The organism is Myxococcus xanthus, from assembly GCF_006402735.1.
Taxonomy (GTDB): Bacteria; Myxococcota; Myxococcia; order Myxococcales; family Myxococcaceae; genus Myxococcus; species Myxococcus xanthus_A.
Window position 1 is genome coordinate 4,616,387 of the sequence record NZ_CP017174.1, and the last position, 14,296, is coordinate 4,630,682.

Annotated in this window: 11 protein-coding genes and 1 pseudogene; 1 reads left to right on the plus strand and 11 read right to left on the minus strand. The window is 64.8% G+C overall.

Annotation, left to right across the window (positions count from 1 at the left end):
- Nucleotides 1–26 precede the first annotated feature (26 nt).
- The 10 genes from BHS09_RS19105 to apbC all read right to left on the minus strand — a co-directional run bounded on the left by BHS09_RS19105 (nucleotide 27) and on the right by apbC (nucleotide 9,375).
- On the minus strand, nucleotides 27–1,739 hold the full coding sequence (locus tag BHS09_RS19105; RefSeq protein WP_002639616.1) for a 30S ribosomal protein S1: 1,713 nt from the start codon (nucleotides 1,737–1,739) through the stop codon (nucleotides 27–29).
- Nucleotides 1,740–2,109: 370 nt separating this feature from the next.
- A complete protein-coding gene (locus BHS09_RS19110) occupies nucleotides 2,110–3,255 on the minus strand; it encodes an acyl-CoA dehydrogenase family protein (RefSeq protein WP_140798524.1) in 1,146 nt (381 codons plus the stop codon).
- 10 nt (nucleotides 3,256–3,265) lie between these two features.
- The gene (locus tag BHS09_RS19115) at nucleotides 3,266–3,718 is read right to left on the minus strand and encodes an AgmX/PglI C-terminal domain-containing protein (RefSeq protein ID WP_140791968.1); all 453 of its coding nucleotides are present in this window, start codon (nucleotides 3,716–3,718) and stop codon (nucleotides 3,266–3,268) included.
- Between the two features lie 5 nt (nucleotides 3,719–3,723).
- On the minus strand, nucleotides 3,724–4,866 hold the full coding sequence (locus BHS09_RS19120; protein ID WP_140791970.1) for an acyl-CoA dehydrogenase: 1,143 nt from the start codon (nucleotides 4,864–4,866) through the stop codon (nucleotides 3,724–3,726).
- A complete protein-coding gene (locus BHS09_RS19125) occupies nucleotides 4,863–5,570 on the minus strand; it encodes a hypothetical protein (protein WP_140798525.1) in 708 nt (235 codons plus the stop codon). Before BHS09_RS19125 ends, BHS09_RS19120 begins: the two co-directional genes overlap by 4 nt.
- A 4-nt stretch (nucleotides 5,571–5,574) precedes the next feature.
- On the minus strand, nucleotides 5,575–6,351 hold the full coding sequence (locus BHS09_RS19130) for an enoyl-CoA hydratase-related protein (protein WP_140798526.1): 777 nt from the start codon (nucleotides 6,349–6,351) through the stop codon (nucleotides 5,575–5,577).
- Nucleotides 6,352–6,393: 42 nt separating this feature from the next.
- Nucleotides 6,394–7,242 (minus strand): 3-hydroxyacyl-CoA dehydrogenase family protein, encoded by an 849-nt coding sequence (locus BHS09_RS19135; protein WP_140798527.1) that lies wholly within the window; start codon nucleotides 7,240–7,242, stop codon nucleotides 6,394–6,396.
- Nucleotides 7,243–7,317: 75 nt separating this feature from the next.
- The gene (locus BHS09_RS19140) at nucleotides 7,318–7,761 is read right to left on the minus strand and encodes a hypothetical protein (RefSeq protein WP_140791975.1); all 444 of its coding nucleotides are present in this window, start codon (nucleotides 7,759–7,761) and stop codon (nucleotides 7,318–7,320) included.
- A gap of 2 nt (nucleotides 7,762–7,763) precedes the next feature.
- Nucleotides 7,764–8,273 carry a hypothetical protein gene (locus BHS09_RS19145; RefSeq protein ID WP_140798528.1) on the minus strand — a complete coding sequence of 170 codons (510 nt, stop codon included), beginning with the start codon at nucleotides 8,271–8,273 and terminating at the stop codon, nucleotides 7,764–7,766.
- Nucleotides 8,274–8,289: 16 nt separating this feature from the next.
- Nucleotides 8,290–9,375, minus strand: coding sequence for an iron-sulfur cluster carrier protein ApbC (apbC, locus tag BHS09_RS19150; protein WP_140798529.1), 1,086 nt, complete (start codon nucleotides 9,373–9,375; stop codon nucleotides 8,290–8,292).
- A 294-nt stretch (nucleotides 9,376–9,669) separates the two neighbouring features.
- Between apbC and BHS09_RS19155 the strand changes: the two are divergent.
- Nucleotides 9,670–10,827, plus strand: a pseudogene (locus BHS09_RS19155) (IS3 family transposase).
- Between the two features lie 218 nt (nucleotides 10,828–11,045).
- Here the strand turns inward: BHS09_RS19155 and BHS09_RS19160 are convergent.
- Nucleotides 11,046–14,162: a serine/threonine-protein kinase gene (locus BHS09_RS19160; RefSeq protein ID WP_161605163.1), complete on the minus strand. Its 3,117-nt coding sequence runs from the start codon at nucleotides 14,160–14,162 to the stop codon at nucleotides 11,046–11,048.
- Nucleotides 14,163–14,296 lie beyond the last annotated feature (134 nt).

The window sequence follows — 14,296 nt, forward strand, 5'->3', positions numbered from 1 at the left end:
GCCGTGTTGGCGCGTGCGGCTGAAGACTACTTCTTCAGCTTGCTCGCCATCACGTCGCCGAGGCGCGCCTTCGAGCCTTCCGCCTGCTTGCGGAGGTACTCGCGGTAGTCCTCGCCCTCGCCGATCAGCGCCTTCATCGACAGCGCGACCTTCCGGTCCGGGGTGTTGATGTCGATGATCTTCACCTCGACATCCTGCGCCTCCTGCACCACGTCACGCGGGTTCTCGACACGCTCCTCCTTCAGCTCGGAGACGTGGACGAGGCCCTCGATGCCCGGCTCGATCTCCACGAACGCGCCGAAGTCGGTGACCTTGGTGACCTTGCCCTTCACGCGGCTGCCCACGGGCAGGCGCTCGGACAGCGTCTCCCAGGGGTCCGGCTGGAGCTGCTTGATGCCCAGGCTGAAGCGCTCGTTCTCGACGTCGATGTTGAGCACCACCGCCTCGACTTCGTCGCCCTTCTTGAACATCTCGCCCGGGTGCTTGATGCGCACCGTCCAGGAGATGTCGGAGACGTGCACCAGGCCGTCCACGCCCTCCTCGACGCCGACGAACACGCCGAAGTCGGTGACGTTGCGGATCTGACCCTTGATGACGGAGCCGATCGGGTACTTGTCCTCGAGCAGCGTCCAGGGGTTCTGCTCGATCTGCTTCATGCCCAGCGCGATGCGCTTGGCCTTCGGATCGATGTCCAGGACGACGGCCTCCACCTCCTGGCCGACCTCCAGGATCTTGGACGGGTGCTTGAGGCGCTTGGTCCAGGACATCTCGGACACGTGCACCAGACCCTCGACGCCCTGCTCGATCTCGATGAACGCGCCGTAGTCCGTGATGGACACGACCTTGCCGCGCACGCGGGTGCCGACCGGGTACTTCTCGTCGGCGCGGTGCCACGGGTCCTCCTGGATCTGCTTCAGGCCCAGGCTGACGCGCTCCTGCGTCGGGTCGAACTTGAGGACGACGACGCGAACCTCGTCACCCACGTTGAACATCTCGCTCGGGTGACCGATGCGGCCCCACGACATGTCCGTGATGTGGAGGAGACCGTCGATACCGCCCAGGTCGATGAACGCACCGTAGTCGGTGAGGTTCTTGACCACGCCCTTGAGGACGGCACCCTCCTTGAGGTTCTTGAGGGTCTCCTTCTTCATCTCCTCGCGCTGCTTCTCGAGGAGGACGCGGCGGGACAGGACGATGTTGCCGCGCTTCTTGTTGAACTTGATGACCTTGAACTCGAATTCCTTCGAGATGTACTGGTCAAGGTTCCGCACGGGGCGGATGTCAACCTGCGAGCCGGGCAGGAACGCCTTCACGCCGATGTCGACGGACAGGCCGCCCTTCACGCGACCGACGATGGTGCCCTTGACGATCTCATCGCGCTCGCAGGCGGCGCTGATCTCGTCCCAGATGCGCATCTTGTCGGCCTTCTCCTTGGAGAGGACGACCATGCCGGTGTCGTTCTCGCGGCTCTCCAGGAGGACCTCGACGGGGTCACCGGCCTGAACCGAGACCTCTCCGCGAGGGTTGGTGAACTCGGAGATCGGGACCTGTCCCTCGGACTTGTAGCCGATGTCGACAATCGCGAAGTCCTTCGTCACCTGGACCACGGTGCCCTTGACGATCTCCCCTTCCTTCAGGATGCCGTCACCACCGCGCTCCTTGAGCGAGGCCTCGAACATTGCGGCAAAGTCTTCGTCGCCGCCGTCCATCCCGACCTGCTGGTTCACGTTCTGCTGCATGAAATGGAAGTCCTTTGAAACCGGTACAGCTGCCCCCTGATGGTGGTTTTTCCGTCGCGGCCTGCGGGGAGCAGCGGGCAGTGACGTTCGTCCTCCTCATTGAGGACTTGATTTGATGGAAGCCGCGCACCCTAGACACCGGTGATTCCGGTAGTCAAGCGAGCTCGTGCCCCTTGTGCTGTTGGGTGGATGTCCTACCCCAGGAAAGTCAATGCCTCCTAGTTAAGAACGCCTGCCCTACCGCGCAGCCCCGTCCCACAGGATGCCTGCCCCCAGCCTGGTGCTCGAACGAGCGGCCAAGGCCCTGAAATTCCAGGGCCAACTCCGGGCCGCGCTCAACCGCCGGCGGCCCCGGATTTCTTCCCGGCCGTCAGCCCTGGAGCTTGAAGCTCTCGCGGGCGATCACCATCCGCTGCACCTCGCTGGTGCCTTCGTAGATGGTCTGCACCCGGGCGTCGCGGAAGAACCGCTCCACCGGGAACTCGTCGATGTAGCCGTAGCCGCCGTGGAGCTGCACGGCCTTGTCGGCCACCTTGTTGCTCATCTCGCTGGCGAAGAGCTTCGCCATGGAGGCCTCGCGGGAGAACGGCTGGCCCTTCTCCTTCATCGACGCCGCGCGCAGCGTCAGCAGCTCCGCCGCCTCCAACTGCGTCTGCATGTCCGCGAGCATGAAGCGCGGGCCCTGGAACTCGCCAATGGGCTGGCCGAACGCCTGACGGTCCTTCACGTAGGCCACGGTCGCCTCGAGCGCCGCGCGCCCCACGCCGCAGGCCTGCGCCGCGATGCCAATGCGCCCACCGTCCAGCGCCACCATGGCCAGCCTGAACCCCTGCCCTTCGGCGCCCAGCAGGTTCTCCGCCGGAACCTCGCAGTCCTCGAACGTGAGCGACACCGTGTTCGAGGAGCGCAGGCCCATCTTGTCCTCGTGCTTGCCGATGATGAGCCCCTTCGTCCCGCCTTCGACGATGAAGCACGACAAGCCCTTGTTGCCGGCGGGGGACGTGCGCGCCCACACCACCATCACCCCCGCGTACGCGCCTGAGGTGATCCACTGCTTGCTGCCGTTGAGGACCCACACGTCCCCGCGCCGCACCGCGGTGGTGCGCAGCGCGCCGGGGTCGGAGCCCGCATGGGGCTCGGACAGCGCGAACGAGCCCGCGATGGCCTCGCCGGACGCCAGCCGCGTCACGTACTTCTCGCGCTGCGCGTCGGTGCCGAACGCGTTGATGAGCTCGCCGCACATGTTCGTGACGGCCATGGCCACCGACGTGGACGCGTCGGCCGCGGCCATCTCCATCATCGCCAGCGCATAGGCCACCACGCCGGCCTCCGAACCGCCGTAGCGCGCCGGGAGGTTCACCCCCAGCAGTCCCATCTCTCCCAACTGCCGGAAGAGGTCCGTGGGAAAGCGCTCTTCGCGGTCCAGTGTCCGGGCAAGGGGGGCCACGCGCTCGCGGGCGAACTTGCGAGCGGTGTCACGGATGAGGGTCTGCGTCTCGGTGAGCTCGAGGTTCACGGCGGTTGTCCTACTCGATGGCCTTGAGGTTGAACGGGTACTCGATGGGGCGGTCCGTGCCATCCGGAGGCTTCGGGAAGGTCATGGACGACAGGACGGCCTGGACGCAGTCGTGCAAGCTCGGGTCCTTGAGCGTGCTGGTCTTCTTCACCACCCGGGCGTCCTTCACCAGGCCGTTGGCGTCGATGGTGAAGGTCGTCATCAGCTTACCCTCCACCGTCCGGTCCTTCTCCGCCATGTGGTCCTCGTAGCACTCCTGGATGCGGCGCTGGTGGTACTGGACGACCTGACGGATGGAGTCGGGCGTGAAGGGCAGCCGCTCGACGTCCGGCCCGTCGCGCTTGGCGGGGGCCGGCGTCGCGGCGGCGGGCTTGCCGCCGGCGGGCGCCTTCGCGGGGGCGGCGCCCTGCGCGAGCGCCACCGCCGAGGCCAGGACGACTGCGGAGAGAAGCGCTCGGGTCATGACGGTTACTCCCTCAGCAGGTTGGCGGCGATGACGATGCGCTGGATCTCGCTCGTCCCTTCGTAGATTTCCGTGATGCGCGCGTCGCGCACGTGGCGCTCCACGTCCATCTCCTTGCTGTAGCCCATACCGCCGTGCACCTGCAGGGCCTTGTTCGCCACGCGGCTGGCCATCTCGCTGGCGTACAGCTTGGCCATGGCGCTCTCCGCGCTGTGACGCACGCCCTTGTCCTTCTGCAGGGCCGCCCGCCACACGAGCAGCCGGGCCGCGTCGATCTCCGTGGCCATGTCGGCGATCATGAACTGGATGGCCTGGTGCTCACGGATGGGCTTGCCGAAGGACTTGCGCTCACCGGAGTAGCGCACCGCCTCTTCGTACGCCGCGCGCGCGATGCCCAGCGCCTGCGACGCGATGCCGATACGGCCGCCGTCCAGCGTGCTCATGGCGATCTTGAAGCCCTCGCCTTCCTTGCCGAGCATGTACTTGGCCGGCACGCGCATGTCCTCGAAGAACATGGAGCAGGACCAGGCGGCGCTGATGCCCATCTTCTTGTCCGGCTCGGCGCGGATGAACCCCGGGGTGTCCGTGGGGACCATGAACGCGGTGATGCCCTTGTGGCCCGCTTCCCGGTTGGTCATCGTCATCAGGACGATGGCGTCGGCCTTGGGGCCGTTGGTGATCCAGTTCTTCGAGCCGTTGATGACGTACTCGTCACCCTTGCGCACGGCGACCGTCTTCTGCGCGGCGGCGTCGCTGCCGGCCTCGGGCTCGGTGAGGCCGAAGCAGCCCAGCTTCTCGCCCCGGGCGAAGGGCGCCAGGAACTGCTCCTTCTGCGCGTCCGTGCCGTACTTCATGATCGGATCGCAGTAGAGCGAGTTGTTCACGCTCATGATGACGCCGGTGGAGGCACAGCCGCGGCTGATCTCCTCCATGGCGATGGCGTAACAGACGTTGTCGAGCCCGGCGCCGCCGTTCTGCTCGGGAACGGCCACGCCCAGCAGGGACAGCTCGGCGAGCTTCTTCACCGCGTCCGTGGGCCAGGCGTGGTGCTCGTCCCACTTGCGAGCGTTGGGGATGAGCTCCTTGGCCGCGAACTCGCGGGTCATCCGCTGGATTTCACGCTGGATGTCGGTCAACTCGAAGTTCATGGAACCTCCATAATATGAGGGGCTTCCCTCTGGAACAGCGAAGACGCGGCGCGTGCGCGGAAGCGCGCCGAGGCGTGCCGGTGAGACACCGTCCGGTCGCCTGAGACCCGGGATTCCCCGGGAGTACCCAAGAACATATTGAGGGGCACCGTGACGTCGAGGCTGACATCCAGCCGGTTCCCCTCCCCCGTCCATGCCCGCCGCACGACCACGGACAGGGTCCACGGCACTGTGTCCCGGTGCCGCTCGATGAAGTCATAGGATAATCCCAGCCCCGCCACGCCCCCTGAGCCGTCCTGTCCCCACAGTCCCGCCCCTTCGGCCAACACTCCGAAGCGCGCTGCGTCAGGAAACGCATACACCCGTGCCCCGGCGAGCATCCGGAAGGCCGACCGTCCCAGCCGGAGCTGAGGCTCCAGGAACGGCGACACGACCAGCGTGGGCCCCGGCACGTCCAGCGGCGGCAGGGCCCACGGGTGGATGGGCCAGGACAGCACCCAACCCTCCTGGGTGTCCGGCCCCCACTCGTAGCGGACGTCGGGGATGAGCGGCTCCAGGAAGCAGCCCGTGTAGAGGCACAGCGAGCGCTTCCAAGACACCAGCACGGGGGCCCGCCCGTCCTTGTCCCCGCCGTCGTCCGAAGCCTGGGCCGGCTCGGCGGCCAGGAGACACGCCAGCAGTCCCCCGGCCGCGAGCCCCTTCACCGCGCTACTTCCCGGTGAAGGTCGCGGGGCGCTTCTCCAGGAAGGCCTTCATGCCCTCGCGCTGGTCCTCGGAGCCGAACAGGTCGCCGAAGGCCTTGCGCTCGATGTCGTTCGCGGCGCGCAGGTCCTGGTCGGCGCCGGCCTCGATGACCTGCTTGGCCTTGGAGATGGCCAACGGGCTGTTCTTGAGAATCTTCTCCGCCACGGCGCGACAGTGCGCGAGCAGGCCGTCCGCGGGGAGGACCTCCAGCACCATGCCAATCTCCTTCGCCTTCGCCGCGTCGATGCGGTCGCCGGTGAAGATGAGCTCCTTGGCGCGGGCGCGGCCCACCACGCGGGTGAGGCGCTGGGTGCCGCCGAAGCCGGGGATGACGCCCAGGCCGACTTCCGGCAGGCCGAGCTTGGCCTTCTCGGAGGCGTAGATGAAGTCACAGGCCAGGGCCAGCTCGGAGCCGCCGCCGAGCGCGAAGCCATTCACGGCCGCGATGGTCGGAATGGGCAGCGCCTCCAGCGCGGCCATGACCCGGTGCCCCAGGGCACCGAACTCCTGGGCCTGCGCGTCGGTGAGCGCGGCCATCTCCGCGATGTCCGCGCCTGCGACGAAGGCCTTCTCGCCGCCGCCGGTGACGATGAGGACGCGCACGTCCGCGGGCAGCGACTTCAGCGCGGACTCGAGCTCCTGCAGCGTCTTCGTGTTGAGGGCGTTGAGCGCCTTGGGGCGGTCGATGAAGAGGGTCGCGATGGCGCCCTCCTGCTCCAGCCGGATGTTCTCGTAGGCCATGTTCGAGGCTCCTGGGGTGGAAGTGGGTAACCGCGTGGCGGCTCAGTACTTGTAGAAGCCGCGGCCGCTCTTCTTGCCGTACCAGCCGGCGTCCACGTACTGACGCAGCAGGGGGCTGGGGCGGTACTTGGAGTCGCCCAGGCCCTTGTGGAGCACCTCGGCGATGTAGAGGACGGTGTCCAGGCCGATGAAGTCCGCCAGTTGCAGCGGGCCCATGGGCTGGTTGGTGCCCAGCTTCATCGCGGTGTCGATGTCCTCGACCGAGCCCAGGCCCTCCATGACGGCGAAGCAGGCCTCGTTGAGCATGGGGATGAGGATGCGGTTGACGATGAAGCCCGGGTAGTCCTTGGACACCACGGTCGTCTTGCCCATCTTCTCCGCCAGGGCGCGCGTGGTGTTGTACGTCTCATCGGACGTGGCGGCGCCGCGGATGAGCTCGACCAGCTGCATCACTGGCACCGGGTTCATGAAGTGCATGCCGATGACGGACTCGGGGCGCTTCGTGGACGCGGCGATGCGGGTGATGGGGATGGACGAGGTGTTGGTGGCGAGGATGCCGCCCGGCCGCACCACGGCGTCCAGGTCCTGGAAGATGCGGCGCTTGAGGTCCTCGTTCTCCGTCACGGCCTCGACGGCGAAGTCCACGTCCTTGGCCTCGGTGACCTTCGTCAGCGTGGCGAGGTTGGCCTCGGCGGCCTGCTGCTTCGCGGCGTCGAGCTTGCCCTTCTCCACCAGCTTCTTCAGGCCGGCGCGGATGCGGTCGGCGCCCTTGGCGAGCCCTGCTTCGGAGACGTCCGCCAGCGTGACGCGAAGGCCCGCGACGAGTGCCACCTGCGCGATGCCCGCGCCCATCTGCCCTGCCCCGACGACGACAATGTGTTCCGTTGCCATGGCGTGTACGCACCTCTTGGGTCGGAAAGAGTGAAGAACGGCGTGCGGCGGCCTTAGCCCACGCCCCCGGGTCGGTCAACGAACTGCGGCGGGCAACTGGAGCTGCCGGACGATGTACTGCTCCTCGCCGACGACGAGCTCCGTCTCCAGGCGCACCCGGGCGTCGCTGCCCTCACGTTTCACGAAGAGCGCCGCGTCCCAGGTGCCCTCGGGCAGGTCCACCTTGTACGTGAGTTCAGGCGGAGGTCCCGAGGGGAAGAACCGCTCCTCGCGCTTGAGGAGCTGGCCTTCCGGGTCGGAGATTTGGAGGTCCACGGCGCGCACGGAGGCCCAGCCCGGGCCCGCGAGTTGGAAGGCGACGTCGCGCTCGGGGGTGCCCGTCACCTGCCACAGGTAGAGGCCGAGGGCGACGAGCAGGAGCAGCGGCAGCCGCTTGGCCAGCGCGCTCTTCCGTTCGTTCGGGCGCGGAGGCGGCGCGGCACTCGAGGGGGACTCAGCGGGAGGGGGCGTGTCCGCCACCGTTACTCCTTTTTGGTGCGCTTCGCGCTGGGGCGCTTCGCGTTGAGCTCGGAGATGACCACGCTGGGCGTGGCGGACCGGCGGGCCTTGGTGGGCTCGGCGGAGGCTTCCGGCTCGGAGGGCTTCTCCTCCTTCTCGGGAGGAACCAGGCGGATCTGCGCCTTGATCTCCACCGTCATGCCGGACATGAGCTTGAGGAACTCGTCGCGCAGCTTCTCGGACTGGAGGAAGCGGCGGAGCTCTTCGGTGACGGCGCGCGTCACCTCGTCCTTGGTCTTCTCGGCCTGGCCGAGGATGAAGCCCAGGGCTTCCTTGGGGAGTTTGAGCTGGCCCGCGAGGTTGCGGATGCCCTCTTCCGTCATGAAGAGGGCACCCAGGCCGGCCACGGCCATGCGGCGGACGAACTCCGGAACGAAGCCCGCGGGCCCGTTGGAGCCACTGGATCGGTCCTGCCGTTCGTCTTCGTCGAGCAGCGGATCGGGTGGGAAGTCGTCGTTGCCGGCCGGGGCCATGATGTCTCCTCGATAGTTAGCGGGCCTGCATCACCGGCAGCGGAACGCTCTTGATGCTCTGGGCTGACACGCGCCCTGCGATGTTCCGCGCGACTTCCTGGAAGGCCTTCGCCTCCGGGCTGTCCTTGGCACCCACGACCACCGGAACGCCGGAGTCTCCAGACTCCCGCACCTTCAGGTCCAGCGGGATTTCACCGAGGAATGGAATCCCGAACATCTGCGCGGCCTTGCGGCCGCCGCCGTGGTTGAAGATGGCCGTGGTGTGCGAGCAGTTCGGGCAGACGAACTGGCTCATGTTCTCCACGATGCCCAGCACGGGGATGTGGACCTTGTCGAACATCTGCTTGGCGCGCACCACGTCCGCGAGCGCCACGTCCTGGGGCGTGGTGACGAGCACGGCGCCCGCGGCCCGGACGGACTGGGACAGCGTGAGCGCCACGTCGCCGGTGCCGGGAGGCAGGTCGAGGACGAGGTAGTCGAGCTCGCCCCAGTTCACGTCGCGGACGAGCTGCATCAGCGCGCCGTGGAGCATGGGGCCGCGCCAGATGAGCGCCTGGTCGGCCTCCACGAGGAAGCCGATGGACATGACCTTGAGGCCGTGGGCCTCGAGCGGATTGAGCTTCTTGCCGTCCGGGCTGACGGGGCGCTTGTCGCCCAGGCCGGTCATCATGGGGACGGAGGGGCCGTAGAAGTCCGCGTCGAGCAGGCCCACCTTGGCGCCGTGCTGGGCCAGGGCCGTGGCGAGGTTGATGGAGACGGTGGACTTGCCCACCCCGCCCTTCCCCGCGCCGACGAGGATGATGTTCTTCACCTGGGGGAGGAGCGCGCCAGCGGGCATGCCGCCACCGGCCGCGCGGACCTGGGCGCCCCACTCGATGTCAAAGGACTTGAGGCCGGGGACGGCCTTGAGGGCGGCCTCGGAGTCGGCCTGGATCTTCCCCTTCATGGGGCAGGCAGGCGTGGTGAGCTCGATCTTGAGTTTCGCGGTGTCCCCGCTGACGCGGATGTCCTTCACCATTCCCGCCTTCACGAGGTCGATGTGAAGCTCGGGATCCATCACCTTCGACATCGCAGCGAGGATGTCGGCCTGGGTAACGCGCATCAGGACACCTGAAACCTTTGGAAAACGGGCGGTTGTAAGCCGCCAACGGGCGCGGAATCTGCCAGCCCAGGGGGGGCTGTCAACGTCGTTTAACGGGGCTGTACGCCCAGCGCACCCTGTAGGTGTCAGGCACGGTCGCCTACTGTCGGCCCGCTGAACGAGCCTATCAGGAGCGCTGGTGCGGGCCCCGGACGGCGGGACGAGGGGTTGGTGCGCTACTTGATTGGTCTGCTCCCCAATTTTCGGACCAGTTGAAGAGTGAGAGAGTCCTCGCGGCCAGGAGGTAGGTCGGTCGTGAGGAAGAGCAGGTTTACCGAGGAGCAGATGGTCCGCATCCTGAGGGAGGCGGAGGCGCCTGGGGCCAGCGTGGTGGAGGTGGCCCGGAAGCACGGCGTCGCCGAGCAGACGCTCTACCGTTGGCGGCAGAAGTTCGGCGGCATGGAGGCAGGCGACGCGACGCGGCTCAAGGAGAAGGAGAAGGAGAAGGAGAAGGAGAACGCGCGGCTGAAGAAGTTGCTGGCCGAGAGGGACCTCGAAATCGAGGTCATGAAGGAAATCTCCACAAAAAAATGGTGAGCGCGTCCGTCCGTCGCCGGCAGGTGCAGTACGCCGAGGAGCGAGGCGTGTCGCAGCGCCGGGCGTGCGCGCTGTTACAGGTGGCCCGCAGCAGTCTGGGCTACGTCCGTCGCAAGGAGGCGAGGGACGCGGCGCTGGTGGAGAAGCTGCGAGGTATCGCTCGGGCACGTCCCCGGTTCGGCTACCGGCGGGCCTGGGCGCTGCTGCGGCGAGAAGGGCCTATGGTCAACGTGAAGCGGGTGCATCGGCTCTGGAGGAAGGAGGGGCTGGCTCTCACTCGAAGGAGGCCGAGAAAGCGCCTTCGGCTCGGACGGCCGCGGCAGCCGAAGCCCGAGGGCGTCAACTCGGTATGGGCCTTGGGACTTCGTGCACGACGCATGCGCCAACGGGCAGAAGCTCAAGTGTCTCACTGTCGTGGACGAGTACAGCCGCGAATGCCTGGCCATCGACGTGGCGGGGCGCATCAACTCCAGATGAGTCATCGAGATACTCTCGCGCCTGGTGGCGGTGCACGGTCCGCCGAAGTACCTCAGAAGCGACAACGGTCCGGAGTTCATCGCCAAGGCCCTGCGAGGGTGGCTGGAGGTCAGCGGCATCCAGACGGCCTACAGCGACCGGGGCAAGTCCTGGCAGAACGGTACCAACGAGAGCTTCAACGGCCGCTTTCGCGATGAGTGCCTGTCCGCGGAGTGGTTTGCCAACAGGAGGGAGGCCGTCGTCCTCATTGATGCGTGGCGGTACGGCTACAACGAGAAGCGTCCGCACAGCAGTCTGGGCTACAAGACACCCGCGGAGGTCGGAGCTCGCCGTGCCCATGCCGACCCCGCCGCATCATCCCCCGAGCACGGAATCAGCAGCGCCGCAGGACTCTTGTAACGCGTGGTCCGAAGAACGGGGGCAGATCACAGGCAGCATCGAGAGGTAGAGCTTGGTGGGCCCCTTCTCGCTCCTGAGCCATTCGCAGAGCAATCACTGCTCGTTGCCCGGGGCCAGCCCCACGGAGTGCCCCTGGGTGATACGGATGCTCAACGCTGCGAAGCGCAGGCGCTTGCATACCTTAGGGCCGTCACCCGACTGCCCCACATTCAAAAGCACTACTCCAGGGCTCTTGCATAGGCTTTAACCTCCTGATCGTCACGCAGGGGTAACAGGCCTTCTTCAGTGTCAAATCTATACCACTGCCAATTCTTCCCATCCGTAATAACTGCGAAAGGGACCCTGAAGGCCATAGCAGAAGATCCGAGTTCATTGAGTCGAATGTTCATGTTTTTGGGGTGATTGAGAGGTTGCGCGTATCGAATGACAAAGATCGGCCTATTTGAACCACGTGCCAAAGCCAGGAGGCGTGTTCGGTGCCTACGGCCATGGAGCGTGGTAGTGGCTTCGACGTCAACCTTGCCCACATGTGGCCACGCCTCGATGATTTCTACGAGTTTCTTCTCGCCCTCATGCATCCATGCGAACGACCGGTCACCTAGCGGCGATTCCACCTCTCCAGCGCGCAGAGACATGAACGATGCCGCTAAATCTGCGGGGACCTCATAGGTTTTATCGAGAGTCACTAGGCTGACATATTGGACCTTAGTGCCAAGGACCTCTAGGAGCGTCCAACTTCCATCGGACATCCGCGTCATGAATGGAGCGAGTTCACTTTCTGTGTTTCTGCGGAGAACTCGTGAACCAATCTCAAGAAGAGAGTGTAGAGAGGGGGCGAACTGCCTAGCCATGATGCCTGCGGACTCGCTAAGCCCGAAATGAGCAACCTGATTGCGCGTATTGGCAAGTTCTTGGAGCGCCGGAGCCAACTCCAAAAGAGCCGACAAATCAGTACGGAATGGCTCATCTGACGTGCCGAGCATGCTCTGCCATTTTGGTGTCACGGTAAAAATCAATCCACCGAGCGAGCGCGTGGTAACGTCGCCCCATGCTCGTGGGAGGAACTCCTCGTTCCGCTCGCGAGAAAACCCAATCATTATGGCAAGAATGGCTCGTCGCGCATATTCGGCGGCGCGAAGAATCAGACCAACGTTGGCATCATTGGATTGAGGATCGCTATGCTCAATGAATTGAATATACGAGTGGAGTCCATGCAGGTGCGCGGGAGCATTCTGTTGGTCGCCAGTATCTGAAACCTGAGCAGCAGTCACTGGAGCACGCGCGGCAAGGAGCGCAAGCAGCATTTCAGAAGGCTCGCCAGGGGCCATCGCACAGAAGAGGAGCCGATCGGCCGTCCTCTGAAGTCGAGGAAACCCCAGGGCACTCCGAACTGTCGTTGGGCAGGCACGAATAGCATCGGACAGTCGAGCCGCACCCGCCGAGGCAACGGTCGTCAGCGCAATGGCGACACGCTCATCGCTGGCGATTTCGGCTCCATCGAAAGTCCAGATTCCCTCATGCTCTCCTTTTAAGTCATGTAGTTCATAGCTCTCATTGATCCGGTCTCCCATCTGGACTGGGGCACCACCCCAGTTTGCCTGCTGTCTTTCCAGGAGCGCATCACGCATTGCGGCAGCAGACTGGAAGCGGTGCTCTGGCGCAGTTTGGGTTGCCTTGCGGACGATTGCATGCAGCCCAGGCGGGAGCTTGTCGGAAATTACTCTCATTGGTCCCAGTTCTCCTGCCACGAGGAACTCAAGGACACGGCCCAGGGCGTAAAGATCGGCCCGCTCATCGACCTCGCCAGTGCGCTGAAGTTGCTCCGGAGCGGCGAACGCGACCGTTCCCACGGCGTCGAGCGTCCGCGTCTGCCTTGCTAAGTGCTCAGCAGTCGCGATTCCGAAGTCAATGAGGCGGACACTTCCTGTTCGGTCCACAATGATGTTTGATGGCTTCACGTCTCGATGGATCACACCGTGCGCGTGCGCGGACTCCAATGCGCTGAGAACATCTAGGCAAATGGTGACGGCCCGACTTGCAGGGAGCGACTTGCGATCAACCGCTGACTGAAGATCCTCACCGTTTACATACTCCATGAGTAGATGCGGCGATGGCTCGTCACGGTAGTCTGATACTTTAACGATAGATGGGTGGTTTAGATTGGCAAGGAGTTCGTGCTCCATTCGCAGGCGTTGTCGCTGCAACTGATTCACGGCCACGATGTGGCGTAGTACCTTCACGGCAATGTTAGGCCCCGGCGGGCGGCCCTTGAATTCTTCGCGTGCTAAATAAACTATGCTGCTAGCTCCCGCCCCGAGTTTTCCCTGGATCTTGAGTCCGGGGATGACGACAGGCTCGCCAGGAAAGATGAGTTCTGCCAGCCTGCTTGCGACCGGTTGGGAAACGGCGCCTGAACGCCTCACGGACAGGGGCTTGATCTGCCGCAACTCTTCTCGTGTGGTGATGAAAGACGAGCGCTCGGTACGAGCAGCACCTCGTGTACCCCCATGAAGTGCACTATACTCAAAGTGCTTCTCGATGCCATTCCAGCCGTAGAGCATACGGGCTTCGAGCATGCCGCTGGCCTCATTGCGCGCGATCACGACAAAGGGAGCGAGCAGGAGCACGTCCCCGCTTCGAGAGGCGATGAACGGAACCTTCGTGGGCACCTTCAACTCGCTCCCGTCGATGAGCTGGGAGGCCCATTCGGGCTCCGTCCCAGAGAACCGAAGGACACGAACGACTTCCGATCCATTCTGGAGTTCTTCGCGAGTGGCGACGTAGAGGAGCGGATAGTCGTGCAGGAACCGGAGTGCCTCGCACACAGTGCGCAGAGGTCCATCTATTTGCGCAAGGCATTCTTGGGCAGTTGCTTCGTCTGGCAGGGGAGCGCCATCTCGGTGGAAGAGAGTGTTGCGAAGGTCGATCAGTTGCTTGAGATGCTCGGTGATGGATGACCTTTCGAGCTTCCCCCCGGGCCCTAGGGTTACGAGCAGGGAGGTAAATTCAGGCGCAACCTGCGCCTTGCCACTCGCGAGAATGCTTCCGGCAAGTGCCTCCGCAGCCAATGCCCAATCTCCCAAACTGGGAGTATCCAGTTTATTGATGAGCTTGAGATATGCCTCAGGAGGGCGCAGATCCAGCCCTGCATTTTCAGCAGCAAGAACCGCGACGATGTAGCGTTGGACGAGGTCGGCGAAGCCAAGCCGCCACCCCAATCGTTCCCGTGCATCGCCTATCGCTGACTGTGCACGACGGTAAGCTTCGACGAGCATCTGCGGCGCATAGCAGCGAAGGACGAGATCCGAGGATGCGACATCCACAGCAGTGCGCATATCGTGCCTTCCGTCACCCCGCCCATCTTCCCCGCTGCGTGATCTCGTCATGCTCCTCTTCATACACGCATTGGGGTATTCGCTGCACGAGCCCATCCCTCTCAGTGCGCCTCTTCGATAGGTAATCCGAATCG